The sequence below is a fragment of the Micromonospora sp. CA-248089 genome, assembly GCF_050948515.1.
Lineage (GTDB): Bacteria > Actinomycetota > Actinomycetes > Mycobacteriales > Micromonosporaceae > Micromonospora.
Map to the genome: position 1 here is coordinate 5,724,230 of NZ_CP192016.1, position 23,480 is coordinate 5,747,709.

The window sequence follows — 23,480 nt, forward strand, 5'->3', positions numbered from 1 at the left end:
TCACCCGCCCTGGGTGGCGCTGAGGACCTCGACCCGGTCGCCGTCGCGCAGCACGCTCTCCGGCCAGCCGCCGCGCGGCACCACCTCGCCGTTCACCGCCACCGCGAGCCCGCGCTCCCGGTCGGTGACGGTGCGGACCACCTCGGCGACGGTGACGCCGTCGGGCAGCGTCCGGCCCGTGCCGTTGACGATCAGTTCCACGTGCGCTCCTTCCCGAAGCGATCCGGGGTGAAGGGGGCGAGCGCGGAATCCGGCTCGCCGGTGACGATCAGCTCGGTGACCAGGTCGGCGGTGACCGGGGTGAGCACGATGCCGTGCCGGTGGTGCCCGGTCGCCGCGGCCACGCCCGGCCGCCCCGGCAGCGGCCCGATGATCGGCGCGTTGTCCGGCGTACCGGGGCGCAGCCCCGCGACGGCCTCCACGAGCTCGTACTCGACCAGTTCCGGCACCAGCTCCGCGGCGGCGCGCAGCAGCGTCAGCACGCCACCGGCGGTGACAGCGGTGTCCGCGCGCTCCTCGACCGTCGCCCCGACCACGACCTCACCGCTGTCCCGGGGCACCAGGTAGACCGACTCGCTGTCCGCGTACCCCCGGATCACGTGCCGGAAGCCCGGCGGACCGTCACCGGGTGCGCGGAGCCGCAGCACCTGGCCCTTGACCGGCCGGACCGGCAGGCCGGTCAGCGCCGCCGCGCCGCAGCCCGCCGCGACCACAGTGACCCGCGCGTCCACCTCGGACAACGCGCCGACGCGGGCCGGACGCAGCTCCACACCGGCGCGTTCGGCGGCCGTGCGCAGCGCGGCGACCAGCCGCCGCGGGTCGACCTGATGGTCGCCGGGCGCGACAGCGCCGCCGCGCACGCGCGGCGCCAGCGCCGGTTCGCGGCCGCGCAGCTCCGAGGGGCGCAACGGCGTGATCGGCAGTCCCAACCCCTGCTGGTACGACCACAGCCGTTTCGCCTCGGCCAGGTCGTCGGCGGTGAGCCCGACGACGAGCGTGCCCTCGGTGGAGTAGCCGATGTCGACGCCGCTCGCCTCGGTCAGCTCGGCGGCGAAGCCGGGCCAGCGGGCGGCGGACTCGACGAGAAGCGCGGTGAGTTCGTGCTCACCGAAGTACGCCTCGGCGACCGGCGACAGCATCCCGGCGGCCACCGACGACGCGCCCGACCCGGGCCGGTCGTCGTGCACCACCACGCGCAGTCCGCGCTGCGCGCACCGCCACGCGATCGCCCACCCGATCGGCCCGCCCCCCACCACCGCCACCTCGGTAAGGAAGGGCCCCCTGTTAACGCCTCCGGTAGAGCAAGGGTCCCTTGTTAACACGTCAGCGCCCGCATCAGCTCGGCGGTGGCGTGCGCCGGATCGGCAGCAGCGCTGAGCGCGCCGACCACCGCCACCCCGTACGCACCGGCCGCCCGCAACGCCGGCACGGTCGCGGCGGTCACCCCGCCGATCGCGATCACCGGCACGGACACCGCCGTCGCCACCGCGCGTATCCCCTCGGGGCCGATCGGTTCCGGCAGGCCGGACTTGGTGGTGGTGACATGGCACGGGCCCACGCCCAGGTAGGTGGCCCCGGCGTCCACTGCGGCACGGGCGGTCACCGGCTCGCGGGCGGTCGCGCCGAGCACCGCGTCCGGGCCGAGCACCCGGCGCGCGGCGGGCACCGGCAGGTCGTCCGCGCCGACATGGCCCCCGGCCGCGCCCACCGCGAGCGCCACGTGCAACCGGTCGTTGACCAGGCACCGCGCCCCATACGCCCGGCAGGCGTCGACCACCAGCCGGGCCAGCTCGTACGCCTCCCGGTCGGTCGCGTCGTCCTCCACGCGCACCTGCACGACGAGGTCGGCGCCGGCTACCGGCAGGGCGGCGCGCAGCACGGCGAGCGGGTCACGCCCCGGCCGGGTGTCGGTGATGAGATGCAGTCGTCCCAGGGACAGCACGGCAACGCTCCTCCCTGCGCCGGCATTACCCGGATCAGGTTCGACGGTCGGGGGCTCCCAGCCCCCCTCTCAGCCCGGTCCGCACCGGGCTCCCGTGGGTCACTTGCGGCCTACCGTACGACGCCTCCCGCCCGTACGGAAGCCCGGGAGAGGTTTTTCCCAGGAACCAGCCGTCCGCCGGATCGGGGCAGTGGGTGACCGTCTCGTCACGACACGCTGCTGGGATGTCCGTTCCCGCCCGTGTCCCGCGCCGCCTGGCGACCCTGCCGTTCCGGGGCGGCCGCGCCGTGTCCGAAGGGCTGCTCACCTGGACGATGCTGCGCGGGCCGACGTGGATCCGCCTGCTCCCGGACGTGTACGTGCATCGGGACGGACACCGCGCCGACGACCACCGGATGTGGTGCGAGGCGGTGGCGTTGCGCCTGCCGCCGGTTGCCGTGCTGGCAGGAAGCAGCGCCGCCTGGTTGTTCGGCGCGGACGTGCTCCCCCGCGACGCGCCGGTCACCGTGCTGCTGCCGACCGCTGCTCGACTACGACCGCACCCACGGTTGCGGGTGGTCCGGTCGCCCCTGCCGGAGCGGGACCGCACCTTCTTCGGCGGGCTGCCGGTCACCACCCCGCTGCGTACCGCGTTCGACCTGGGCCGGCAGGGCTCACTCGCCGAGGCGCTGGTCGCCGTCGACGCGCTGCTGCGTCGCCGGGTCGTGAAGCTGCCCGCACTGCGGGCCTACGCCGCCGACCGGTCGGGCTGGCCGGGCGCTCCGCTGCTGCGCGAGGTACTGGCGATGGCCGAGCCGTTGAGCGAGTCTCCGATGGAGACGCGACTGCGGCTGCTCCTCCTCGACGCCGGTCTCGGCCCGCTCACCGCCCAGCACGAGGTGCGCGCCGGCGGACGCTTCGTGGCCCGGGTGGACCTGGCCTGGCCGGCTCTCCGCCTCGCGGTCGAGTACGACGGCGACCACCACCGGGAACGGGCTCACTTCCGGCGGGACGTGGCGCGACTGAACGCGCTCCGCGCGGCCGGGTGGGTCGTGCTCCGGTTCACCGCCGACGACGTGCTACGCCGTCCCGCCGCCACAGTCGCCCTGGTACGCCAGGCCCTGGCCGAACGTCGCGCCACCGCAGCAAACCACTGACCCGCACCCCGCCGCCCGCCGCGCCCGCGCCCGCGCCCGCGCCCGCCGCACCCTGCCACGCCTCTGGTCCGCACCCCCGCCGCGCCCGCAGCCCGCAGCCCGCAGCCCGCAGCCCGCAGCCCGCAGCTACGAGTCTCGCCCCGCCGCGCGCCGGCCCGGCCACCGCCACCCGGCGCCTGACCCGTGGTGCCTGACCTGGCCCGAGCCGAGCCAGGCTGGGCCGAGCCGAGCCGAGCCGGGCCGAGCCGAGCCGAGCCGGGCCGAGCCGGGCTGGGCCGAGCCGGGCCGGGCCGGGCCGAGCCGAGCCGAGCCGAGCCGAGCCGGGCCGCCCGAGACACCACGGGCGTCAGGAGGCCGCCGCAGACACCTATGGCGTTCCACTCGCGACTGAATCTGGCGACGAGTGGAACGCCATGGGTGTCTCAAGGCCCTTTTGACACCCATACCGTTCCAGCCATCGTGAGCGCTGCCTGCGAGTGGAACGCCATGGGTGCCTCCGCGCGCGGGCGGGGCCCGGTGGGCGCACCCCGCCGCGCGGAGCAAGCCCCGACGGTTGCACGCCGACGAGCGGGCGCACCTGCGATGGCGGGCGGACCGAACACCTGTGGACCGAAGGCGCGGACGGACACCACGCGCGGACGGGCCGCGCGGACGGGCCGATCGAGCGAGCTGGCCCCACGCACGGGCAGGCCCGACGCACGGGCGGGACGCACGGGCGGGACCCAAGCGCGAGCGGACCAACGCGCGGACAGGATGCACGGGCGGGATCCGACGCGCGGGCGGACCGAACGCGAGCGCACGGGCGGACCTAAGCGCGGGCGGACCCAACGCGCGGGCACACGGGCGGACCTAAGCGCGGGCGGGCCCAACGCACGGACCGGACGCACGGGCGGACGGACCCGAGCGCGAGCGGACCCAACGCGCGGACCGGACGCACGGGCGGGGCCCGAGCGCGAGCGGACCCAACGCTCGGGCGCACGGGCGGACCCGACGCGCGGGCGGGCGCGTCGGCACCGGCGGGGACGGTCAGAGGATGGCGTCCAAGGCGTCCAGGTCATCGTCGCTGGGCTGCCACGTCCCCGCTTCGGCGTTCGCCTTCACCTGCTCGGCAGTGGTCGCGCCGGCGATCACGGACGTCACGGCGGGACGGGCCGCCAGGCCGCCGATGGCCACCTGGAGCATGCTGATCCCGCGCTCTGCCGCGTACGCCTCGATCGCCTCGATGACGTCCCAGCGCGCGGCGGCCAGCCGCTCGGCGTACCGGCCGCCACCGGCGAGGCGGCTGCCCTCCGGGGGTGCCTCGCCACGCTTGTACTTGCCGGTGAGCAGCCCGTTGGCGAGCGGGAAGAACGGCAGCATGCCGAGGCCGAACCGCTCGCAGGCCGGGATCACCTCGTCCTCCACCCCGCGCTCCACCAGCGAGTAGTGGTTCTGCGCGGAGATGAACCGGGTACGGCCCTGCGACGACGCGGTCCAGTCGGCGTCGGCGATCTGCCACCCGGCGAAGTTGGAGTTGCCCAGGTAGCGCACCTTGCCGGCGGTCACCAGGTCGTCCAGCGCGGCGAGCGTCTCGTCGATCGGGGTGCCCGGGTCGGGCTCGTGCATCTGGTACAGGTCGATGTGGTCGGTGCCGAGCCGGCGCAGCGACGCCTCGACGGCGCGGGCGATGTAGCGGCGGGCGCCCCGGGCGCCGTGGTCGGGCCCGTTCGCGCCGTGCATGTCCATGCCGAACTTGGTGGCCACCACCACGTCGTCGCGGCGCCCCTTGAGCGCCTGGCCGAGCAGTTCCTCGGAGGCGCCCTGCGGCTCGCCGTAGATGTCGGCGGTGTCGAAGAAGTTGATCCCGGCGTCGAGCGCGGCGTCCACCACCGCGCGGGTGCCGTCGAGGTCGAGTTTGCGGCCGAAGTTGTTGCAGCCGATACCGACCACGGACACCACGAGCCCGGAGTCGCCCAGCCGGCGATAGGTCATCTCACTCACGAGATCCACCCTATGCCCGCTGCCCGGGGGTCACCCGGGCAGCGGGAGCACCTCGGCGGCCAGCGTCCGGGCAGTGGCGATCGTCGCCGCCAGCTCGGACGGGGTACGCCCCACCGCGCCCAGCAGTGCCTGCGCCCGCTCGGCGAAGTGCGGCGGCGTACCCGGCAGGCGCCCGGCGGAGGCGATCATGCCCTTCTCGTTGACAAGCCATCGTCCGGCGCGGCCGTGCAGCGCGTGGACCAGCACCCCGACCACCCGGAACAGGCAGCCGGCCACGTAGCCGGCGTCGCCCCCGGCCGCGCCCTTCGCGGCGCCGTCGAGCAGCAGCCCGGTCTCCCAGCCGGCCGCGACCAGCGCGGCGCCGAGCGCGGGCGGGTAGTCGACGGTCTCGGCCCGCAGCGCGGTCAGCTCGCCGGTCGGGTCGCCGAGCACCCGTCCGAGCGCCACCTCCCCGGCGTACGCGTGCGAGTAGAAGCCGAGCGGGTGCCCGGCCTGCACCTCGACCGTGTAGCGGCCGGCCCGGCAGTCCGCCCAGACCCGGTGCACGCGGTCCAGGTCGCGGTAGATCCAGTCCACCGCGACCCCGCCGACGCGCAGCCAGCCGCCCCCGTCGACCCACGGTCCCCAGCCGCCCGGGACGGTGAGGTCCACCGGCCCGTCGGCGATCGAGGCGGCCACCGCGCGCAGCCCGGCCAGGTCCGGCGTACCCCGGTAGTAGAGGCCCAGGTCCCAGTCGGAGTCGGGCCGGTGGTCGCCGCGGGCGCGGCTGCCGCCGAGCGCCACCGCGACCACGCCGTCCACCGCGCACAGCCGGTCGGCCAGGTCCCGGTCGATCACCCGACGTCCCAGACCGGCTCCGGCGTCTCCACCACGTCGCCGTCGCCGCGGAACAACACGAACCGGTCGAAGGTACGGGTGAACCACCTGTCGTGGGTCACCGCGACCACAGTCCCCTCGAACGCGGTCAGCCCGGCTTCCAGCGCCTCGGCGGAGGCCAGGTCGAGGTTGTCGGTGGGCTCGTCGAGCAGCAGCAGCGTCGCCCCGGACAGCTCCAGCAGCAGCACCAGGAACCGGGCCTGCTGCCCGCCGGAGAGCGTGCCGAACCGCTGGTCGCCCTGACCGGCCAGCTCGTACCGGGACAGCGCCGCCATGGCCGCGTGCCGGTCCATGCCGGCGCGGTGGTCGTCGCCGCGCCACAGCACCTCGACGAGTGTCTTGGCCATCAGTTCCGGCCGGTCGTGGGTCTGCGAGAAGTGCCCGGGTCGCACGCGCGCGCCGAGCCGGACCACGCCGCCGTGGGCGACCGGTGCGAGCGCGCCGGTACCGTCGACGGGGGTGTTGCCCGGCTCCGGGTCGGTGCCGCCCCGCGCCAGCAGGCGCAGGAAGTGCGACTTGCCGGTGCCGTTCGCGCCGAGCACCGCGACCCGGTCGCCGTACCAGAGTTCCAGGTCGAACGGATACGTCAGGCCGTCGAGCTCCAGCTGCTCGGCGATGACCGCGCGCTTGCCGGTCCGCCCGCCGGTCAGACGCATCCGGATGTCCTGGTCCTTCGGGGGTACGGGCGGCGGCCCGGCCTCCTCGAACTTGCGCAACCGGGTCTGCGCGGCCTGGTAGCGGGAGGCCATCCCGTCGTTGTACGCGGCCTTCTGCTTGTACATCAGCATCAGCTCACGCAGCTTCTGGTGCTCCTCGTCCCAGCGTTTGCGCAGCTCGTCGAGGCGGGCGTGGCGGGCCACCCGGGCTTCGTGCCAGCTCGCGAAGCCGCCCGGGTGCACCCAGGCGCTGCCGCCCTCCACCGCGACGACCCGGTCGGCGGTCTGCGCCAGCAGTTCCCGGTCGTGCGAGACGTACAGCACGGACTTGCCCGACTCGCGCAGCCGCGCCTCCAGCCAGCGCTTGCCCGGTACGTCGAGGAAGTTGTCCGGCTCGTCGAGCAGCAGCACCTCGTCCGGGCCGCGCAGCAGCAGTTCCAGTGCGAAACGCTTCTGCTGGCCGCCGGACAGTGTGCGCACCGGCCGTTCCCGGGCGCTGTCCCAGGGCAGGTCGAGCACGATGGTGGCGACGGTGTCGAAGAGGACCTCCGCGTCGTACCCGCCGGTTTCGCCCCAGGCGGCGAGCGCCTCGGCGTACGCGAGCTGGGTCTTGGCGGCGGCGGAGCTGTACTTGCCGCGGACCTCGGCCGCCCGCATGGCCGCCTCGGTCTCGGCGAGCCGCCGCCCGGCGTCGCGCAGCGCCGGCGGCGCCAGCGACAGGGCGAGGTCGGCGAGCGTGGACTCGTCTCCGATCATGCCGATGAACTGCCGCATCACGCCCAGCCCACCGGAGCGGGCGATCGCGCCGGTCTTCACCGGCAGGTCGCCGGCGACCATCCGCAGCAGTGTGGTCTTTCCGGCGCCGTTCGGGCCGACCAGCGCCACCTTGGCACCCTCTCCGACCCGGAACGACACGTCGCTGAACAGCTCACGCCCGTCCGGGAGGATGTGCCCGACTCCTGCCACGTCCACGTATCCCACGCGGGCATCCTGCCCGAGCCGGGTCGGTGGACGACACCGGATTACCGGGTGACCCGCAGCACCCGGTAGCCCTTCTGGCTGGCGTGCCGCTCGACGGGCCAGCCCTGCTCGACCAGCCAGCGGTGCAGCGAGTCGCCGCCGAGGTGCCGGGCGACGACGAGCCATGCCACGCCGTCCGGGGCGAGGCGGGGCAGCCAGCGCAGCAGCAGGCCATGCAGTTCCGCCTTGCCGATGTGGATCGGCGGGTTGGACCAGATCTGGGTGAAGGTGACGTCGTCCGGCAGGTCGTCGGGCGCGACGGCGCGGACCCGGTCGGCGGCGCCGACCCTTGCCGCGTTGGCGGTGGTGAGGGCGCGGGCGCGCTCGTTGACGTCCACGGCCCAGACGCGGGCCTTCGGCGCGACGGTGGCCAGGACGCAGGTGATCGGGCCGAAGCCGCAGCCGATGTCGAGCAGCGCGCCGGTGACGTCGGCGGCCGGCAGGTCGGCCTTGCGCAGCAGCACGGCGGTGCCCGGGTCGAGCCGGTCGGCGGAGAAGACGCCGCCGGCCGAGGCGAGCGTGTAGTCGCGTCCGGCGACTGTGAACTCGACCTCGCGCGGGCGGGCCGGGGTCGAGGGCTCAGCGGTGAAGTAGTGGTCGCCGGTCACGCAGGCATTCTCGCACCGGGCCGCAGCGGTTCCGGCGACGGTGTCGCGGGCGGAGCCGGACGCCACTCCGCCAGAATTTCCCGATATTACCCCTGAAAGGGACAATCAGTCCTACTCTATGCCACATGGTGTACCGGTACGAGTCCGATGAGGACACCTTCCTGGAGTACCCGAAGCCCGGGTCGGCCCCGAACGGGCCCGCAGCCACGACGCCCCCGCCCGCGGGCCCGTCACGCTCCCGCTTCCCCACGCCGTCGCTGCCCCCGCCGCCGCGCCCGCAAGCGGCGCTGCCCCCGGCCGGCGCACCCGAGCAGGCCGACCCCGACGGGCAGGCCACGGCGGACGACGCCCGCGCCCCCGTTCCGGCACCACCGGCCCCGGCGCCGACACCCGGGCGGCCCGCGCCACCACGCGAGCCCTCACCGGTGCCGCAGCCCGCGCCGCCCATGCCGGCACCGGTACCGGCGGCGACGAACCGGCCGACGGTCCCGATCCCGGCCAGCCCGACGGCCCGCGCCGCCGACGTCTCCGAGCTGCCCCGGACCCGGCGCGCCGAGCGCCGCGGCGGCGGCCGGTTCTGGCAGACGCTCGTGGGCGGCGCCGCCGTACTTCTGCTGCTCTCGCTCACCGGGCTCGCCGTCGCGGCCCTGCTCGACGAACGCACCGCCACGCCGCCGGCCGGCCAGCCGACCCCGCAGCCGAGCGAGTCGAGCACCCCGTCCGGCGCCACCGACCTGGACTCCCGGGACACCGACCAGGCGGCGCTCACCGCCAAGGAGGTCTTCCCCACCAAGGACCTGGTGCTCACCGACGGGAAGCCCGCCTACCGGGTGCTGAAGACCCAGGCCAGCACGAAGTGCCAGGTCGCGGCCACCGGCGAGATCGCCGACCTGCTGGTCCGGCTCGGCTGCAACCAGGTCGTGCGGGGCACGCTGCGCTCCCCCGACGGCGACCACCTGGTCACCGCCGGTCTGTTCAACCTCACCGACGTGGCCACCGCCCAGCGGGTACGCGACCGCATCCGGCCGCTGCTCGACCAGCGCCAGGGACGGTTCCGCGGCATGGCGGCGGGCGACGACACCGAGGCGGTGGAGCGGGCCGCGGCCCGGGTCGCCTGGCAGGTACGCGGACACTACGTCGCCTTCTGCCTGGTCACCCGCGCCGACGGGGAACGCATTGGGAGCGACGACGCGACCGCCCGCGAGATCATGTACGACCTGGTCGAGCTGCACCTCAACCGGAGCGTGCTGGACCGTCGCGCGGCCGCCGGAACGGCCGGTCAGCCCGACGCGGACTCGGCCGGGGACAGCGCCGGTCAGCGGGGCACCGACTGAGCCCGGCTCAGCCCTCGGCCACCGGCACCCGCAACCGGCGGGTCAGATCGGCGCGGCGGGCGTACTCGGCCGGATCGGCCGGGTAGCCCACCTCGACCAGGGCCAGGCCGTGCGCGGGTGCCACTGTGACCTCGCTGGAGCGCTCACGCCGGCTCAGCAGGCCGGCCGGCCACTGGACCGGCCGCCGCCCGTCGCCCGCCACCAGCATCGCCCCGACCAGGCTGCGCACCATGTTCTGGCAGAACGCGTCGGCCTGCACGGTGGCGACCAGGATTCCGTCCGGGTCGCGCCGCCAGTCCAGCCGGGTCACCTCGCGCAGCGTGGTCGCGTTCTCCTTGCGCCGGCAGTACGCGGCGAAGTCGTGCTCGCCCACCAGCCCGGCGGCGGAGGCGTTGAGTGCCGCCAGGTCCAGCGGCTTCGGCCAGGCCAGGGTGTCCCCGCGACGCAGCGGCTCGGCGCCCCACGGTGCGTCGGTGACCCGGTACTCGTAGCGCCGGAACGTGGCCGAGAACCGGGCGTCGAAGTCGGCCGGCACCTCGGTCATCGCGCGTACCCGCACGTCCGGCGGCAGCAGCCGGGCCAGCCGCCGCAGCAACCGCCCCTCGTGCTCCCGCCACACCGGAGCCGGCAGGTCGAGGTGGCAGACCTGCCCAGTGGCGTGCACACCGGCGTCGGTACGCCCGGCCACTGTCAGGCCGGTCACCGTGCCCGCGCCGAGCACCAGGTCCAGCGTCTGCATGAGCACACCCGCCACGGTGCGCCGGGTCGGCTGGGGGGCCCACCCGGAGAAGTCGGTGCCGTCGTACGAGACGTCCAGCCGCAGCCGGGTTCGCTCGTCCACCTCGTACCTCCTGTCGACGGCGACGGGCCCGGCACCCCCGAAGGGATGCCGGGCCCGGTCGAGCCTGATCTCAGGCCTTGTCGTTCTCGGTGGCCTCGTCGCTGTCCTCACGGGCGGCGGCGGTGTCACCCGACGCGGAGACCGGGGCCTCGGCGTCCTGGTCGCCCTCGCTGGAGCGCGGCTTCTCCTCGGCCGGGGCCAGGGCCTCGACCTTGTCCTGCTGCGCGGCCTTGCGGGCGGCGGTCTTCTTGTTCGCCTTCGGCTCGGCGACCTGAAGCTCCTCCACCAGCTCGATGATCGCCATCGGAGCGGCGTCACCCTTGCGCGGGCCGGTCTTCACGATCCGGGTGTAGCCACCGTTGCGGTTGGCGTACCGGGGCGCGATCTGGTCGAACAGGGCGTAGACCACGTCCTTGTCCTTGACGACGCCCAGCACCCGGCGACGCGCGGCGAGGTCGCCGCGCTTGGCCTTGGTGATGAGCTGCTCGGCCAGCGGACGCAGCCGCCGGGCCTTCGTCTCGGTGGTCTGGATCTTGCCGTGCTGGAACAGCGCGGTGGCCAGGTTGGCCAGCATCAGCCGCTCGTGCGCGGGGCTGCCGCCGAGGCGGGGGCCCTTGGTGGGCGTGGGCATGCTTGGTGCTCCTCAGGTGTGGCGGCAGCGCGGACTAGAGCTGCTCGGTCTCGCGGTAGTCATCGGTGTCGTAGTCCGCCTCACCGAAGGCGTCCACGACGTGCGCCGGGTCGAAGTTCGGAGCCGAGTCCTTCAGCCCCAGGCCCATCCCGGCGAGCTTCATCTTGACCTCGTCGATCGACTTCTGGCCGAAGTTGCGGATGTCGAGAAGGTCGGCCTCGGTACGCCCGATGAGCTCACCAACGGAGTTGATGCCCTCGCGCTTGAGGCAGTTGTAGGAGCGGACGGTCAGGTCCAGCTCCTCGATCGGCAGGGCCAGGTCCGCCGCCAGCTGGGCGTCCTGCGGCGACGGGCCGATGTCGATGCCCTCAGCGGTCTCGTCCAGCTCACGGGCGAGCCCGAACAGCTCCACCAGCGTCGAGCCGGCCGAGGCCAGCGCGGTACGCGGGCCCATCGACGGCTTGGTCTCGACGTCGATGATCAGCCGGTCGAAGTCGGTCCGCTGCTCGACACGGGTCGCCTCGACCCGGTACGTCACCTTGAGCACCGGCGAGTAGATCGAGTCGACCGGGATCCGGCCGATCTCGGCGCCCGCCTGCTTGTTCTGCGCCGCCGTGACGTAGCCGCGACCCCGCTCGACGGTCAGCTCCATGTCGAGCCGGCCCTTGCCGTTGAGGGTGGCGAGCTTCAGGTCCGGGTTGTGCACCGAGACACCGGCCGGGGGCTGGATGTCACCGGCGGTCACGTCGCCCGGGCCCTGCTTGCGCAGGTACATGCTGACCGGCTCGTCGTGCTCGGAGCTGACGCACAGCTCCTTGATGTTCATGACGAGCTCGACCACGTCCTCCTTGACCCCGGGGATCGTGGTGAACTCGTGCAGGACACCGTCGATCTTGATCGAGGTGACCGCCGCACCGGGAATGGAGGACAGCAGCGTACGCCGCAGGGAGTTGCCCAGCGTGTAGCCGAAGCCGGGCTCCAGCGGCTCGATGGTGAACCGGGAGCGGGTCTCGTTGATCGACTCTTCGGAGAGAGACGGTCGCTGGCTGATGAGCATCTTTTCTCTTCTCTTCCGGGGCGCCCGCTATTTGACGCCCACGACACAACTGTTCCGGTGGCCCGCCCCGGAGGACGGGCCACCGCAACGAGCCCTTACTTGGAGTAGAGCTCGACGATCAGCTGCTCCTGGACCTGGGTGTCGATCACCTGGCGGGCCGGGAGCGAGTGCACGAGGATCTTCAGCTGGCTCGGAATCGCCTCCAGCCACGCCGGAACGGTCCGCGAGCCGGCCTCACCCTGCGCCACGAGGAACGGGGTGAGCTCCTTGCTCTTGGCACGCACCTCGACGATGTCGTGCTCCTTGACGCGGTACGACGGGATGTCGACCTTCTTGCCGTTCACCGTGAAGTGGCCGTGCTTGACCAGCTGACGGGCCATGTCCCGGGACTTGGCGTAGCCGGCCCGGTAGACCACGTTGTCCAGCCGCGACTCGAGGATCTGCAGCAGGACCTCGCCGGTCTTGGCCTCCTTGCTCACGGCCTCTTCGTAGTAGCCGCGGAACTGCTTCTCCAGCACGCCGTAGACACGACGGGCCTTCTGCTTCTCACGGAGCTGGAGCAGGTACTCCGTCTCCTTCGTGCGGCCGCGGCCGTGCTGCCCGGGCGGGAACGGCCGGGACTCGAACGGGCACTTCGGACCATCGCACTTGCTGCCCTTGAGGAACAGCTTCATCTTCTCCCGCCGGCAACGGCGGCAGTCAGCACCGGTGTAACGAGCCATCTCTCTCTAACCTCTCAGACCCGGCGACGCTTCGGCGGACGGCACCCGTTGTGCGGCTGCGGCGTGACGTCGGAGATCTGCCCGACCTCGAGGCCGACGGCCTGCAGCGAACGGATGGCGGTCTCCCGGCCGGAGCCGGGGCCCTTGACGAACACGTCGACCTTGCGCATGCCGTGCTCCATCGCGCGGCGCGCGGCGGCCTCGGCGGCGAGCTGCGCGGCGAACGGAGTCGACTTGCGGGAGCCCTTGAAGCCGACCTGGCCGGAGGAGGCCCAGGAGATGACCGCACCGGTCGGGTCCGTGATGGACACGATGGTGTTGTTGAAGGTGCTCTTGATGTGCGCCTGCCCGTGGGCGACGTTCTTGCGTTCCTTGCGCCGGACCTTCTTGACGGCGGCTCCGGCACGAGCCTTCGGTGGCATAAGTCTGTGCGCTCCTAGTTACTTCTTGCCGGGCTTCTTCTTGCCGGCCACGGTCCGCTTCGGGCCCTTCCGGGTCCGCGCGTTGGTCTTGGTGCGCTGGCCACGCACGGGCAGACCGCGACGGTGCCGGATACCGGCGTAGCAGCCGATCTCGACCTTGCGGCGGATGTCAGCGGCGACCTCGCGGCGCAGGTCGCCTTCAACCTTGTAGTTGCCCTCGATGTGGTTCCGGAGCTCGACGAGCTCCTCGTCCGTGAGGTCCCGAACGCGCTTGTCCGGCGAGATGCCGGTCGCGGCGAGCGTCTCCAGGGCGCGGGTGCGACCGACCCCGAAGATGTAGGTGAGCGCGATCTCCATCCGCTTCTCGCGGGGGAGATCCACGCCGACTAGACGTGCCATGTGCGGGCGTACTCCTCGTGATGTGTGGCGGAGGTGTGGACCCGTCCCACCCCGCTACGCGACCGGCCCTGTCCTTCCGGCGACGAACGCCGGCGACCGGGACGGGTCGCTGCCCGAGCGGGCCCCGGCCTCCGACCGGGGGTCAACCACGAGGGGGTACGCGAGGCGCACCGACCGCGGCTGGGACGAGTTGGTGATGTGTGGGGCGTCAGCCCTGGCGCTGCTTGTGGCGCGGGTCGGTGCAGATGACCATGACCCGGCCGTGCCGACGGATCACCCGGCACTTGTTGCAGATCCTCTTGACGCTCGGCTTGACCTTCACGGTTGCCTTACTTCCCATCTGGCCCGGAGCCGCGACGGTGCGCGATCCGGACGTCGAAGACGGACACGGGAACGTCCCGGCCGCCGTCAGGATTACTTGTAGCGGTAGACGATGCGCCCGCGGGTCAGGTCGTACGGCGAGAGTTCGACGACGACCCGGTCCTCCGGCAGGATGCGGATGTAGTGCTGCCGCATCTTGCCGCTGATGTGAGCGAGCACCTTGTGGCCGTTCGCGAGCTCCACCCGGAACATGGCGTTCGGCAGGGGCTCGATGACCCGACCCTCGATCTCGATTGCTCCGTCTTTTTTCGGCATGTACTCCGCTGTCCTGACGTCGGTTGCTCCGGACGGCCCACAACGTCTTACACGGGAGAACTGACCAAGATCAGGAAACCCGCGCCAGCCGCGGCTCCGACTCCCACCGAAGCGCTGGGTGGGCATGGCGGAGTGGACGCTGTGCGCCGATCTGAAAGTGTACGCCGACCCGCGCGCGCTCGCCAAACCGACCGGCCCGGCGGTCACCCGGACGGCACGGATATGACGCAGATCACGTCTCCGGCAGCTCCCGCTTCGCCTGCCGGCGGGTCTCCCGCTCGACCTGCTTGCGCCGCCGCCGCTCGGCGTCCTTCTCCGGCGCACCGTGGGCCAGCCCCTGCATGGTCTGGTAGAGCACCACGGCGCCCCACGGCCCGAGCACCCAGATCGGCCAGTAGTCGTCGAGCTCGAACTCGCCCTCACCGAGCTGGGAGACGAACCAGACGGCGGTGAGGATCAGGGCCACCTTCAGCCAGGGCCCCCAGACCCCCAGCAGCCAGGCGTTACGCGCGCTCAAGCCCGACCGCTCCCGGGCGGCCACGCCGCTCTCCCCGGTCGCGCGCGGAGCCGGCAGGGAACGCTCGGCCGGCGCGGTGCCGGGCAGGTCGGTCAGCAGTTCGTCCAGCTCGCCGTAGGTCTTGGCCCCGTACGCCTGGCGGAGCCGATCGTCGTACTCGCCCAGGTCGAGCCGTCCCTCGGCCAGCGCCGTCCGAAGTCGCTCCGCGGTGGCCTCCCGGTCCGCGTCGGCCGCCCGCATCCGGTTGCGCTCATCCATGGGAACCAGCATGGCACCCGATCGCCAAGACGGCACGGTGTGCGGCGCTCATCCGCGGCCGGGACCGGCGATCAGGCGGCCGGGGAGTCGACCGGCGTCTGCCGCGCGGTCACCAGATCGCCCAGGCGGGCCCGTCCGCCGTCCTCCGCGGTCAGCACCCACACGCCGTCCTCGAGCAGCGCCATCGAGTGCTCCACGTGCACCGCCATCGACCCGTCCCGGGTCACCACGGTCCAGCCGTCGGCCAGCTCGACCGTACGCGGCGAGCCCATCGTGATCATCGGCTCGATGGCGAGCGCCAGACCCGGCACCAGGCGCGGCCCCTTGCCGGGACGCCCGTGATTGAGCACGTGCGGGTCCTGGTGCATCTCGGTGCCGATGCCGTGGCCGCCGTAGCCGTCGACGATGCCGTACCGGCCGCCCTTACGGACCGCGGTCTCGACCGCGTGGGAGATGTCGGTCAGCCGGCCCCTGCCGGAGGCCGCCCCACGCGCCGCGGCGGCGATCCCGGCCCACATGGCGTCCTCGGCCACCGCTGTCATCCTCAGCAGCGCCGGGTCGACCTCGCCGACCGGCACCGTGACCGCCGCGTCGCCGTGCCAGCCGTCCAGCACCGCGCCGCAGTCGATCGAGATCAGGTCGCCCTCGCGCAGCACCTGCTCGGGCGACGGGATGGCGTGCACCACCTGCTGGTTGACCGAGGAGCAGATCGACGCCGGGAAGCCGTGGTAGCCCTTGAACGACGGCACGGCGCCGGCCTCGCGGATGGTCGACTCGGCGATCGCGTCCAGGTCGGCCGTCGACACCCCGGGCGCCACCGCCTCGCGCATCCGGCGCAGGGCACGGGCGACGACCAGACCGGCGGCCCGCATCAACTCGATCTGCTCGGGGGTCTTCAGCTGGATGTCCAGCTGGGGACGGCGCATGGTGGTGTTTACCTTTCGTCGCGCGTACGCGGAGCAGCGGGGCACGTCGCACGTACCCCGCTGTTCGCACTCTATCCGCCGGTTGGCGGTGGGACCTCAGCCGCCGTACGAGCGCAGCGCGTCGATGGCGCGGACGGTGACGTCCTCCACCGGGCCGGTCGCGTCGATGCCCACCAGCTTGCCCTGGGCGCCGTAGTAGTCGACCAGCGGCGCGGTCTTCTCGGCGTACTCCCGCAGCCGGGCGGCGATGGTCTCCGGCTTGTCGTCGTCCCGCTGGAACAGCTCCGCGCCGCAGCGGTCGCAGATGCCGTCCCGGCTGGTCGCGTCGAACTCGACGTGCCAGATCTTGCCGCAGCCCCGGCAGGTGCGCCGGCCGGACAGCCGCCGGATCACCTCGTCGTCGTCGACGACCAACTCCAGGACCAGGTCCAGCGCGGTGCCGAGGTCGGCGAGGAGCTTGTCCAGCGCGGCGGCCTGCGGAGTGGTCCGCGGGAAGCCGTCGAGCAGGAAGCCCTCGCTCGCGTCCGGCTCGGCGAGCCGGTCGCGCACCATGTTGATGGTGACCTCGTCCGGGACCAGCTTGCCGGCGTCCATGTACCGCTTGGCCTCGACTCCCAGGGGCGTGCCCTGGGAGACGTTCGCCCGGAAGATGTCACCGGTCGAGATCTTCGGCACCGAGAGGTGCGCGGCGATGAACTCCGCCTGTGTGCCCTTGCCCGCGCCCGGCGGGCCAACCAGAACGAGTCGCATCTACCGCAGGAACCCTTCGTAGTTCCGCTGCATGAGTTGGCTTTCGATCTGCTTCACGGTCTCCAGACCGACGCCGACCATGATCAGCACAGCGGTGCCGCCGAACGGGAAGTTCTGGAACTGCTGGTTGTCCAGCCAGATGAAGAAGAAGTTCGGCAGGATCGCGACGATGCCCAGGTAGAGCGCACCCGGCAGGGTGATCCGGCTGAGGATGAAGTCGAGGTACTCGGCGGTCGGCTTGCCGGGGCGGATGCCCGGCACGAAGCCGCCGTACTTCTTCATGTTGTCCGCGACCTCGGTCGGGTTGAACGTGATCGACACGTAGAAGTACGTGAAGAAGATGATCAGCAGGAAGTAGATCGCGATGTGCTCCGGCGCGCTCGCCTTCACGATGTGGTTCTGGATCCACGCCTGGACCTTGCCCGGGTCGTTCTGATCGAAGAACTGGAGCGCGAGCTGCGGCAGGTAGAGCAGCGACGAGGCGAAGATGACCGGGATGACGCCGGCCTGGTTCACCTTCAGCGGGATGTAGGTCGAGGTGCCGCCGTACATCCGCCGGCCGATCATGCGCTTGGCGTACTGCACCGGGATGCGGCGCTGCGCCTGCTCGATGAACGTGACAGCGGTGATGACCACCAGCACCAGGGCGATGACGAGGAGGAACATCCCCCAGCCCTTGGTGGTCTTGATCTTCCAGCCCTCGCTGGGGAGGCGGGCCGCGATCGAGGTGAAGATCAGCACGGACATGCCGTTGCCGACGCCCCGGTCGGTGATCAGCTCGCCGAGCCACATCACGACGCCGGTGCCGGCGGTCATGGTCATGACCAGGATGGTCAGCGTCAGCCAGTCCGGGATGCCGGTGCCCTGGGGCACGATCGGGAACTGGTCGCACTGGTTGTTGAACAGCTGCCCGGAGCGGGCGAGCGCCACGAACGCCGAGGCCTGGAGGACACCCAGGCCCAGCGTCAGGTAGCGGGTGTACTGCGTGATCTTGGCCTGCCCGGCCTGGCCCTCCTTGCGGAGCTGCTCCAGGCGCGGGATCACCACCGTCAGCAGCTGCAGGATGATCGACGCGGTGATGTAGGGCATGATGCCCAGCGCGAAGACCGAGAGCTGGAGCAGCGCGCCACCGGAGAAGAGATCCAGCAGGTTGAGCACACCGGTGCTGCCACCCTGGATCGTGTCGAGGCACTTCTGCACGTTGCCGTACGAGACGCCCGGGCTGGGCAGCGTGGCGCCCAGCCGGTAGACCGCGATGATGCCTACTGTGAACAGCAGCTTCTTGCGCAGGTCAGGCGTACGGAACGCACTGAGAAAGGCGGACAGCAACTTCTTCCTCCTGCGCGACGCGGGCCGCCGGTGAACGAGTCCCTGGCGGGGCGGGGTGTGGTGCCGGACGGAGTGTCCGGAATCCATGGCTGGGAACGGACTCTAACAGCCCGGTCCCGGTCCGGGCAGATGTGCCCGGCTACATAAACCGAATCCGATGTTACCCGGCGCACACGTCGCCGGTAGACCATGGCGCCCGCCCAGTCGCGAACAACTGAGCGGGCGCCATGAACATCGTCTTACAGCTCGGTGACCGAGCCACCGGCAGCGGTGATCTTCTCCTTGGCCGACGCGCTGAAAGCGTGCGCCGACACCTGGAGGGACACGCCGCCGAGGTCGCCGGTGCCGAGCACCTTGACCGGGTGACCCTTGCGGACCGCGCCGGCCTCGACCAGCTCGACCGGGCCGACCTGGCCACCGTTCGGGAACAGCTCGGCCAGCCGGTCCAGGTTGACCACCTGGAACACGACCTTGAACTTGTTCTTGAAGCCCTTCATCTTCGGCAGGCGCATGTGGATGGGCATCTGCCCACCCTCGAACGCCGGCGAGATGTTCTTGCGGGCCTTGGAACCCTTGGTACCGCGACCGGCGGTCTTGCCCTTCGAGCCCTCACCGCGACCCACGCGGGTCTTGTCGGTCTTGGCACCCGGAGCCGGACGCAGGTGGTGCACCTTGATCGTCATTACTCGACCTCCTCGACCTTCACGAGGTGGTTGACCGTGAAGATCATGCCGCGGATCTCCGGCCGGTCCTCCTTGACCACCACGTCGTTGATCCGCTTGAGACCGAGCGAACGCAGCGAGTCACGCTGGTTCTTCTTGGTCCCGATCTCGGACCGGACCTGGGTGACCTTCAGGCGTGCCATCAGGACGCCACCCCCGCCCGCGACGCCAGCATGGCGGCCGGCGCGACGTCCTCGACCGGCAGACCACGACGGGCCGCGACCTGCTCCGGGGACTCGAGCCCCTTCAGGGCCGCCACCGTGGCGTGCACGATGTTGATCGGGTTGGACGAGCCGAGGCTCTTGGAGAGCACGTCGTGGATGCCCGCGCACTCCAGCACGGCACGCACCGGACCACCGGCGATGACACCCGTACCGGCGGAGGCCGGCTTGAGCAGCACCACACCGGCGGCGTCCTCGCCCGTGACCGGGTGCGGGATCGACTGACCGATCCGCGGCACCTTGAAGAAGTGCTTCTTGGCCTCCTCGACACCCTTGGCGATCGCCGCGGGCACCTCCTTGGCCTTTCCGTAGCCCACACCGACGGTGCCGTCGCCGTCGCCCACGATCACGAGGGCGGTGAAGCTGAAGCGACGACCACCCTTCACGACCTTGGCGACGCGGTTGATCGCGACGACCCGCTCGAGGTGCGGGGTCTTCTCGACGGGCGCGTTTCCGCGGCCGCCCTCACGGCGGTTGTCGCGGCGACCACCCTCGTTGCCACCGGACCCGCCGCCACGGCGCTGTTGACCTGGCATCAGCAGCCTTCCTTCTCTCTCGTGACGGGGTTTCTAGAACTCGAGCCCGGCTTCGCGGGCGGCGTCGGCAAGCGCGGCGACACGCCCCGCGTACCGGTTGCCACCGCGGTCGAAGACGACCTTCGAGACGCCGGCGGCCTTGGCACGCTCGGCGAGCAGGGCGCCGACCTTGCCGGCCAGGGCGCTCTTGTCGCCCTCGGCGCCGCGCAGCGAGGCGTCCATGGTCGAGGCCGACGCCAGGGTGTGACCCTTGGTGTCGTCCACGACCTGGGCCACCATGTGCCGCAGGGAGCGGGTGACGACGAGGCGGGGACGCTCGGCGGTTCCGCTGACGTTCTTGCGGACCCGGAAGTGCCGACGCGCACGCCCGACGGCACGCTTGGCGGCGACGCCGCGGCGGCGCTTGAGCAGCGTGGCGCTCACTTCTTACCTGCCTTTCCAGCCTTGCGGCGGATGACCTCGCCCTGGTACTTCACGCCCTTGCCCTTGTAGGGCTCCGGCGGACGGATCTTCCGGATGTTGGCGGCGACCTCACCGACCTGCTGCTTGTCGATGCCGGCCACGTGGAACAGCGTCGGCTTCTCGACCGTGAAGGTGATGCCGTCCGGCGCCGGCACGAGGACCGGGTGCGAGAACCCGAGCGCGAACTCCAGGTCCTTGCCCTTGGCGGTCACGCGGTAACCGGTACCGGCGATCTCCAGGCTCTTGCGGTAGCCCTCGGTCACACCGACGATCATGTTGGCCACCAGCGTACGGCTCAGGCCGTGCAGCTCCTTGGCCTTGCGCTCGTCGTTGGGCCGGTTGACGTGCAGCTCGCCGTCCTCGCCCCGCTCCGCCGTGATCGGCTCGGCCAGCACGTGGCTCAGTTCGCCCTTGGGGCCCTTGACCTTGACGGTCCGGCCGTCGATCGTGATGTCGACGCCGGCAGGCACCGGGATCGACTTACGTCCAATACGCGACATTTCTACCTGTCTCCCGTTACCAGACGAAGGCGAGGACTTCCCCGCCAACGCTCCGCTTGCGGGCCTGCCGGTCGGTGAGCAGCCCCTGGGACGTCGAAATGATCGCCACGCCCAGCCCGCCGAGCACCCGCGGGAGCCCGTCCGACTTGGCGTACACCCGGAGACCGGGCTTGGACACGCGCTTGATGCCGGCCAGGCTCCGCTCGCGGTTCTGGCCGTACTTCAGCTCGACGACCAGTCGCTTGCCGACGGCGCCCTCCTCGGGCTCCTCGACCGACCAGGTGGCGATGTAACCCTCGGCCTTGAGGACCTCGGCGATGTTCGCCTTGATCTTCGAGTACGGCATCGTCACCCGGTCGTGGTACGCCTGGTTGGCGTTACGCAGACGCGTGAGCATGTCTGCGATCGGGTCGGTCATCGTCATGAAAACTCGTCAACCTTTCTCGCCGGGGTTCCCCGGGCCAGGCCCGGGGCCTACGGCGAAGAGACAGTTCAGCTGACGCGCCGGAGCGCGCCGGGCTATTACCAGGAAGCCTTGGACACGCCGGGCAGCTCACCGCGGTGGGCCATCTCCCGGATGCACACCCGGCAGAGACCGAACTTGCGGTAGACCGCCTTCGGACGCCCGCACCGCTGGCAGCGGGTGTACGCGCGAACCGAGAACTTCGGCTTCGCGGCCGCCTTGAGGATCAGCGCCTTCTTGGCCATCTCAGTTCTCCTTGAACGGGAAGCCCAGGAGCTTGAGCAGCGCCCGGCCCTCGTCGTCGGTCGTGGCGGTCGTGACCACCGTGATGTCCATGCCCCGCTGGCGATCGATCTTGTCCTGGTCGATCTCGTGGAACACCGACTGCTCGGTCAGACCGAACGTGTAGTTGCCGTGCCCGTCGAGCTTGCGCCCGTCCAGGCCGCGGAAGTCACGGATACGCGGCAGCGCGATCGAGAGCAGCCGGTCCAGGAACTCCCACATCCGGTCGCCGCGGAGGGTGACCTTCGCGCCGATCGGCATGCCCTCGCGGAGCTTGAACTGCGCGATGGACTTGGTGGCCCGCCGAACCTGCGGCTTCTGGCCGGTGATCGTGGCCAGGTCGCGAACGGCCCCGTCAATCAGCTTGGCGTCGCGAGCGGCCTCGCCGACACCCATGTTGACGACGATCTTGACCAGCCGCGGCACCTGCATCGGGTTGGCGAACTCGAACTGCTTCTGCAGCTCGGCCACCACCTCGTTGCGGTACCGCTCCTTGAGGCGCGGCAGGGTCTTGGTTTCGGTAGCCGTGGTCATCAGAGGTCCTTACCGGTGCTACGCGCGATGCGGACCTTCTGGCCGTTGTCGTCGATCCGGTAGCCGACGCGGGTCGGCTTGCCGTCGGAGTCCAGGACCATCACGTTCGAGACGTGGATCGGGGCCTCCTGGGTGACGATGCCACCGGTCTTGGCGCCACGCTGGGTGGTGCTGATACGGGTGTGCTTCTTGACCCGGTTCACGCCCTCGACCAGGACCTTGTCCTGCCGCGGGTAGGCCGCGATGACCTTGCCCTTGGCACCCTTGTCCTTGCCGGCGATGACGACGACCGTGTCGCCCTTCTTGACCTTCACGGTCACAACACCTCCGGCGCGAGAGAGATGATCTTCATGAACCGCTTGTCCCGCAGCTCCCGGCCCACCGGGCCGAAGATGCGGGTACCGCGCGGGTCCCCACCGTCCTTGATGATGACGGCGGCGTTCTCGTCGAAGCGGATGTACGACCCGTCCGGCCGCCGCTTCTCCTTGGCGGTCCGAACGACGACGGCCTTGACGACGTCGCCCTTCTTCACACCGGCACCGGGGATCGCGTCCTTGACGGTCGCCACGATGACGTCGCCGATGCTCGCGTAGCGCCGACCGGAGCCGCCGAGCACCCGGATGCACAGGATCTCCCGGGCACCCGTGTTGTCGGCGACGCGCAGTCGCGACTCCTGCTGAATCACGTCTATCTCCTATGTCTGCCGGTTCTCCGGCCGCTCGGGGCGGCCGGAGCCTGGCGGAACCTGCGCCCGACCGAGACCCGGCCGAGCTCGAGCCTTCGCTACTTGGCCTTCTCGAGGATCTCCACGAGCCGCCAGCGCTTGGTGGCGGACAGCGGCCGGGTCTCCATGATCAGGACCCGGTCGCCGATGCCGGCCGAGTTCTGCTCGTCGTGCACCTTCAGCTTGCTCGTACGGCGCATGATCTTGCCGTAGAGCGCGTGCTTGACGCGGTCCTCGACCTCGACCACGACGGTCTTGTCCATCTTGTCGCTGACCACGAGGCCCTCGCGAACCTTGCGGCGGGACCGCGCGGGGGCGGTGGTGTTCTCACTCATGATGCAGTCACCTCAGTCGGCGCGGCCGAGAGACCCAGCTCACGCTCACGCATGATCGTGTAGATCCGGGCGATCTCCCGACGGATGACCTGCAGCCGCCGGTTGTTGTCCAGCTGCCCGGTTGCGGCCTGCACGCGGAGGTTGAACAGCTCCGCCTTAGCCTCGCGCAACTTCGTGACCAGCTCCTCCTCGGAGAGCTCACGCAGCTCGGAGGGCTTGACGCCCGCTGCCATCAGGATTCACCCACTTCGCGCGTAACAATGCGGCACTTCATCGGGAGCTTGTGGATCGCGCGACGCATCGCCTCTCGCGCGATCTGCTCGTTGGGGAAGGACATCTCGAAGAGAACCCGCCCCGGCTTCACGTTGGCGACCCACCACTCGGGCGAACCCTTACCGGAACCCATCCGGGTCTCGGCCGGCTTCTTGGTGAGGGCCTGGTCCGGGAAGATCGTGATCCAGACCTTGCCGCCACGCTTGATGTGGCGGGTCATCGCGATACGCGCCGACTCGATCTGGCGGTTGGTCACGTACGCCGGCTCGAGAGCCTGGATCCCGAACTCGCCGAACACCACCCGGTTACCACCCTTGGACGCGCCACTGCGGTCCGGGTGGTGCGGCTTGCGGAAGCCCTTCGGGGGCTTGCGCGGCATCAGCATCTG

34 protein-coding genes and 1 riboswitch are annotated in these 23,480 nt (G+C 71.4%); of the genes, 2 read left to right on the top strand and 32 right to left on the bottom strand.

The window, feature by feature from the left end:
* The 3 genes from thiS to thiE all read right to left on the bottom strand — a co-directional run bounded on the left by thiS (position 1) and on the right by thiE (position 1,942).
* Entirely contained in the window at positions 1-201 is a 201-nt protein-coding gene (gene thiS, locus ACQP26_RS26730; protein WP_281579740.1) for a sulfur carrier protein ThiS, read from the bottom strand.
* The gene (gene thiO, locus ACQP26_RS26735; protein ID WP_433494300.1) at positions 192-1,322 is read right to left on the bottom strand and encodes a glycine oxidase ThiO; all 1,131 of its coding nucleotides are present in this window, start codon (positions 1,320-1,322) and stop codon (positions 192-194) included. Before thiO ends, thiS begins: the two co-directional genes overlap by 10 nt.
* Positions 1,316-1,942, bottom strand: a complete 627-nt coding sequence (gene thiE, locus ACQP26_RS26740; RefSeq protein ID WP_433494301.1) for a thiamine phosphate synthase — start codon at positions 1,940-1,942, stop codon at positions 1,316-1,318. Before thiE ends, thiO begins: the two co-directional genes overlap by 7 nt.
* Positions 1,937-2,048: riboswitch (TPP riboswitch) on the bottom strand. It overlaps the preceding gene by 6 nt.
* A gap of 118 nt (positions 2,049-2,166) precedes the next feature.
* Here thiE and ACQP26_RS26745 point away from each other — a divergent pair.
* Positions 2,167-3,078, top strand: coding sequence for a DUF559 domain-containing protein (locus ACQP26_RS26745; protein WP_433494302.1), 912 nt, complete (start codon positions 2,167-2,169; stop codon positions 3,076-3,078).
* Between the two features lie 1,026 nt (positions 3,079-4,104).
* Here ACQP26_RS26745 and ACQP26_RS26750 read toward each other — a convergent pair.
* The 4 genes from ACQP26_RS26750 to ACQP26_RS26765 are packed head-to-tail and all read right to left on the bottom strand — an operon-like array spanning position 4,105 to position 8,218.
* On the bottom strand, positions 4,105-5,067 hold the full coding sequence (locus ACQP26_RS26750) for an aldo/keto reductase (RefSeq protein ID WP_433494303.1): 963 nt from the start codon (positions 5,065-5,067) through the stop codon (positions 4,105-4,107).
* Between the two features lie 21 nt (positions 5,068-5,088).
* Positions 5,089-5,895, bottom strand: a complete 807-nt coding sequence (locus ACQP26_RS26755; RefSeq protein ID WP_433494304.1) for a nucleotidyltransferase family protein — start codon at positions 5,893-5,895, stop codon at positions 5,089-5,091.
* Positions 5,892-7,571, bottom strand: coding sequence for an ABC-F family ATP-binding cassette domain-containing protein (locus ACQP26_RS26760; protein WP_433494305.1), 1,680 nt, complete (start codon positions 7,569-7,571; stop codon positions 5,892-5,894). Before ACQP26_RS26760 ends, ACQP26_RS26755 begins: the two co-directional genes overlap by 4 nt.
* Positions 7,572-7,612: 41 nt before the next feature.
* A complete protein-coding gene (locus ACQP26_RS26765) occupies positions 7,613-8,218 on the bottom strand; it encodes a class I SAM-dependent methyltransferase (RefSeq protein WP_433494306.1) in 606 nt (201 codons plus the stop codon).
* 125 nt (positions 8,219-8,343) lie between these two features.
* Here ACQP26_RS26765 and ACQP26_RS26770 point away from each other — a divergent pair, with 125 nt between their 5' ends.
* Positions 8,344-9,552, top strand: a complete 1,209-nt coding sequence (locus tag ACQP26_RS26770; RefSeq protein WP_433494307.1) for a hypothetical protein — start codon at positions 8,344-8,346, stop codon at positions 9,550-9,552.
* 7 nt (positions 9,553-9,559) lie between these two features.
* Here ACQP26_RS26770 and truA read toward each other — a convergent pair whose 3' ends face one another.
* The 25 genes from truA to rplP form a co-directional block, all read right to left on the bottom strand.
* Positions 9,560-10,393 (bottom strand): tRNA pseudouridine(38-40) synthase TruA, encoded by an 834-nt coding sequence (gene truA / locus ACQP26_RS26775; protein WP_433494308.1) that lies wholly within the window; start codon positions 10,391-10,393, stop codon positions 9,560-9,562.
* A 70-nt stretch (positions 10,394-10,463) separates the two neighbouring features.
* The gene (gene rplQ / locus ACQP26_RS26780) at positions 10,464-11,024 is read right to left on the bottom strand and encodes a 50S ribosomal protein L17 (protein WP_269704006.1); all 561 of its coding nucleotides are present in this window, start codon (positions 11,022-11,024) and stop codon (positions 10,464-10,466) included.
* 34 nt (positions 11,025-11,058) lie between these two features.
* The gene (locus ACQP26_RS26785) at positions 11,059-12,081 is read right to left on the bottom strand and encodes a DNA-directed RNA polymerase subunit alpha (protein ID WP_007073009.1); all 1,023 of its coding nucleotides are present in this window, start codon (positions 12,079-12,081) and stop codon (positions 11,059-11,061) included.
* A gap of 95 nt (positions 12,082-12,176) precedes the next feature.
* Positions 12,177-12,803 carry a 30S ribosomal protein S4 gene (gene rpsD, locus ACQP26_RS26790; protein WP_018784565.1) on the bottom strand — a complete coding sequence of 209 codons (627 nt, stop codon included), beginning with the start codon at positions 12,801-12,803 and terminating at the stop codon, positions 12,177-12,179.
* 14 nt (positions 12,804-12,817) lie between these two features.
* A complete protein-coding gene (rpsK, locus tag ACQP26_RS26795) occupies positions 12,818-13,225 on the bottom strand; it encodes a 30S ribosomal protein S11 (RefSeq protein ID WP_013288613.1) in 408 nt (135 codons plus the stop codon).
* Between the two features lie 18 nt (positions 13,226-13,243).
* Positions 13,244-13,624: a 30S ribosomal protein S13 gene (gene rpsM, locus ACQP26_RS26800; protein ID WP_013288614.1), complete on the bottom strand. Its 381-nt coding sequence runs from the start codon at positions 13,622-13,624 to the stop codon at positions 13,244-13,246.
* 208 nt (positions 13,625-13,832) lie between these two features.
* Positions 13,833-13,946, bottom strand: a complete 114-nt coding sequence (gene rpmJ, locus ACQP26_RS26805; RefSeq protein WP_012184307.1) for a 50S ribosomal protein L36 — start codon at positions 13,944-13,946, stop codon at positions 13,833-13,835.
* Between the two features lie 92 nt (positions 13,947-14,038).
* Positions 14,039-14,260 (bottom strand): translation initiation factor IF-1, encoded by a 222-nt coding sequence (infA, locus tag ACQP26_RS26810; protein WP_007073013.1) that lies wholly within the window; start codon positions 14,258-14,260, stop codon positions 14,039-14,041.
* Positions 14,261-14,492: 232 nt separating this feature from the next.
* Entirely contained in the window at positions 14,493-15,017 is a 525-nt protein-coding gene (locus ACQP26_RS26815; protein WP_269706992.1) for a DUF1707 SHOCT-like domain-containing protein, read from the bottom strand.
* An 89-nt stretch (positions 15,018-15,106) separates the two neighbouring features.
* Positions 15,107-15,961 (bottom strand): type I methionyl aminopeptidase, encoded by an 855-nt coding sequence (gene map / locus ACQP26_RS26820; RefSeq protein WP_269704005.1) that lies wholly within the window; start codon positions 15,959-15,961, stop codon positions 15,107-15,109.
* Positions 15,962-16,057: 96 nt separating this feature from the next.
* Positions 16,058-16,711 (bottom strand): adenylate kinase, encoded by a 654-nt coding sequence (locus ACQP26_RS26825; RefSeq protein WP_269704004.1) that lies wholly within the window; start codon positions 16,709-16,711, stop codon positions 16,058-16,060.
* Positions 16,712-18,040, bottom strand: coding sequence for a preprotein translocase subunit SecY (gene secY / locus ACQP26_RS26830; RefSeq protein ID WP_073828939.1), 1,329 nt, complete (start codon positions 18,038-18,040; stop codon positions 16,712-16,714).
* A gap of 239 nt (positions 18,041-18,279) precedes the next feature.
* Complete coding sequence (gene rplO, locus ACQP26_RS26835) at positions 18,280-18,723, bottom strand: 50S ribosomal protein L15 (protein ID WP_018784561.1); 444 nt, start codon at positions 18,721-18,723, stop codon at positions 18,280-18,282.
* Positions 18,723-18,905 (bottom strand): 50S ribosomal protein L30, encoded by a 183-nt coding sequence (gene rpmD, locus ACQP26_RS26840; protein ID WP_013473693.1) that lies wholly within the window; start codon positions 18,903-18,905, stop codon positions 18,723-18,725. Before rpmD ends, rplO begins: the two co-directional genes overlap by 1 nt.
* On the bottom strand, positions 18,905-19,519 hold the full coding sequence (gene rpsE / locus ACQP26_RS26845) for a 30S ribosomal protein S5 (RefSeq protein WP_013288621.1): 615 nt from the start codon (positions 19,517-19,519) through the stop codon (positions 18,905-18,907). The genes rpmD and rpsE overlap by 1 nt, the downstream gene beginning before the upstream one ends.
* Before the next feature lie 33 nt (positions 19,520-19,552).
* On the bottom strand, positions 19,553-19,942 hold the full coding sequence (gene rplR, locus ACQP26_RS26850) for a 50S ribosomal protein L18 (protein WP_030501605.1): 390 nt from the start codon (positions 19,940-19,942) through the stop codon (positions 19,553-19,555).
* On the bottom strand, positions 19,939-20,481 hold the full coding sequence (rplF, locus tag ACQP26_RS26855) for a 50S ribosomal protein L6 (RefSeq protein WP_018784558.1): 543 nt from the start codon (positions 20,479-20,481) through the stop codon (positions 19,939-19,941). The genes rplR and rplF overlap by 4 nt, the downstream gene beginning before the upstream one ends.
* Positions 20,482-20,497: 16 nt before the next feature.
* Positions 20,498-20,905, bottom strand: coding sequence for a 30S ribosomal protein S8 (rpsH, locus tag ACQP26_RS26860; protein WP_013288624.1), 408 nt, complete (start codon positions 20,903-20,905; stop codon positions 20,498-20,500).
* A gap of 98 nt (positions 20,906-21,003) precedes the next feature.
* Entirely contained in the window at positions 21,004-21,189 is a 186-nt protein-coding gene (locus ACQP26_RS26865; protein ID WP_007073023.1) for a type Z 30S ribosomal protein S14, read from the bottom strand.
* Position 21,190: 1 nt separating this feature from the next.
* Positions 21,191-21,760 carry a 50S ribosomal protein L5 gene (gene rplE, locus ACQP26_RS26870; protein ID WP_018784556.1) on the bottom strand — a complete coding sequence of 190 codons (570 nt, stop codon included), beginning with the start codon at positions 21,758-21,760 and terminating at the stop codon, positions 21,191-21,193.
* Positions 21,760-22,080: a 50S ribosomal protein L24 gene (rplX, locus tag ACQP26_RS26875; protein WP_013288626.1), complete on the bottom strand. Its 321-nt coding sequence runs from the start codon at positions 22,078-22,080 to the stop codon at positions 21,760-21,762. Before rplX ends, rplE begins: the two co-directional genes overlap by 1 nt.
* Positions 22,077-22,445 (bottom strand): 50S ribosomal protein L14, encoded by a 369-nt coding sequence (gene rplN / locus ACQP26_RS26880; RefSeq protein WP_007073026.1) that lies wholly within the window; start codon positions 22,443-22,445, stop codon positions 22,077-22,079. The genes rplX and rplN overlap by 4 nt, the downstream gene beginning before the upstream one ends.
* 98 nt (positions 22,446-22,543) lie before the next feature.
* Entirely contained in the window at positions 22,544-22,819 is a 276-nt protein-coding gene (gene rpsQ / locus ACQP26_RS26885; protein ID WP_013288627.1) for a 30S ribosomal protein S17, read from the bottom strand.
* Positions 22,816-23,052, bottom strand: coding sequence for a 50S ribosomal protein L29 (gene rpmC, locus ACQP26_RS26890; protein WP_013288628.1), 237 nt, complete (start codon positions 23,050-23,052; stop codon positions 22,816-22,818). The genes rpsQ and rpmC overlap by 4 nt, the downstream gene beginning before the upstream one ends.
* Positions 23,052-23,477: a 50S ribosomal protein L16 gene (gene rplP / locus ACQP26_RS26895; protein WP_007465292.1), complete on the bottom strand. Its 426-nt coding sequence runs from the start codon at positions 23,475-23,477 to the stop codon at positions 23,052-23,054. Before rplP ends, rpmC begins: the two co-directional genes overlap by 1 nt.
* Between the last annotated feature and the right edge of the window lie 3 nt (positions 23,478-23,480).

Bases quoted from the DNA above. Each gene is read 5' to 3' on its own strand.
- rpsQ (WP_013288627.1), bottom strand. From the start codon at position 22,819: ATGAGTGAGAACACCACCGCCCCCGCGCGGTCCCGCCGCAAGGTTCGC.
- rplE (WP_018784556.1), bottom strand. From the start codon at position 21,760: ATGACCACGGCTACCGAAACCAAGACCCTGCCGCGCCTCAAGGAGCGG.
- rplF (WP_018784558.1), bottom strand. From the start codon at position 20,481: ATGTCGCGTATTGGACGTAAGTCGATCCCGGTGCCTGCCGGCGTCGAC.
- rpsD (WP_018784565.1), bottom strand. From the start codon at position 12,803: ATGGCTCGTTACACCGGTGCTGACTGCCGCCGTTGCCGGCGGGAGAAG.
- rpsM (WP_013288614.1), bottom strand. From the start codon at position 13,624: ATGGCACGTCTAGTCGGCGTGGATCTCCCCCGCGAGAAGCGGATGGAG.
- rpsH (WP_013288624.1), bottom strand. From the start codon at position 20,905: ATGACGATGACCGACCCGATCGCAGACATGCTCACGCGTCTGCGTAAC.
- ACQP26_RS26825 (WP_269704004.1), bottom strand. From the start codon at position 16,711: ATGCGACTCGTTCTGGTTGGCCCGCCGGGCGCGGGCAAGGGCACACAG.
- rpsE (WP_013288621.1), bottom strand. From the start codon at position 19,519: ATGCCAGGTCAACAGCGCCGTGGCGGCGGGTCCGGTGGCAACGAGGGT.
- ACQP26_RS26745 (WP_433494302.1), top strand. From the start codon at position 2,167: ATGTCCGTTCCCGCCCGTGTCCCGCGCCGCCTGGCGACCCTGCCGTTC.
- map (WP_269704005.1), bottom strand. From the start codon at position 15,961: ATGCGCCGTCCCCAGCTGGACATCCAGCTGAAGACCCCCGAGCAGATC.
- infA (WP_007073013.1), bottom strand. From the start codon at position 14,260: ATGCCGAAAAAAGACGGAGCAATCGAGATCGAGGGTCGGGTCATCGAG.
- rpsK (WP_013288613.1), bottom strand. From the start codon at position 13,225: ATGCCACCGAAGGCTCGTGCCGGAGCCGCCGTCAAGAAGGTCCGGCGC.
- ACQP26_RS26770 (WP_433494307.1), top strand. From the start codon at position 8,344: ATGGTGTACCGGTACGAGTCCGATGAGGACACCTTCCTGGAGTACCCG.
- rpmD (WP_013473693.1), bottom strand. From the start codon at position 18,905: ATGGCACGCCTGAAGGTCACCCAGGTCCGGTCCGAGATCGGGACCAAG.
- rplP (WP_007465292.1), bottom strand. From the start codon at position 23,477: ATGCTGATGCCGCGCAAGCCCCCGAAGGGCTTCCGCAAGCCGCACCAC.
- ACQP26_RS26865 (WP_007073023.1), bottom strand. From the start codon at position 21,189: ATGGCCAAGAAGGCGCTGATCCTCAAGGCGGCCGCGAAGCCGAAGTTC.
- ACQP26_RS26785 (WP_007073009.1), bottom strand. From the start codon at position 12,081: ATGCTCATCAGCCAGCGACCGTCTCTCTCCGAAGAGTCGATCAACGAG.
- rpmC (WP_013288628.1), bottom strand. From the start codon at position 23,052: ATGGCAGCGGGCGTCAAGCCCTCCGAGCTGCGTGAGCTCTCCGAGGAG.
- rplQ (WP_269704006.1), bottom strand. From the start codon at position 11,024: ATGCCCACGCCCACCAAGGGCCCCCGCCTCGGCGGCAGCCCCGCGCAC.
- rplO (WP_018784561.1), bottom strand. From the start codon at position 18,723: ATGACGATCAAGGTGCACCACCTGCGTCCGGCTCCGGGTGCCAAGACC.
- ACQP26_RS26815 (WP_269706992.1), bottom strand. From the start codon at position 15,017: ATGCGGGCGGCCGACGCGGACCGGGAGGCCACCGCGGAGCGACTTCGG.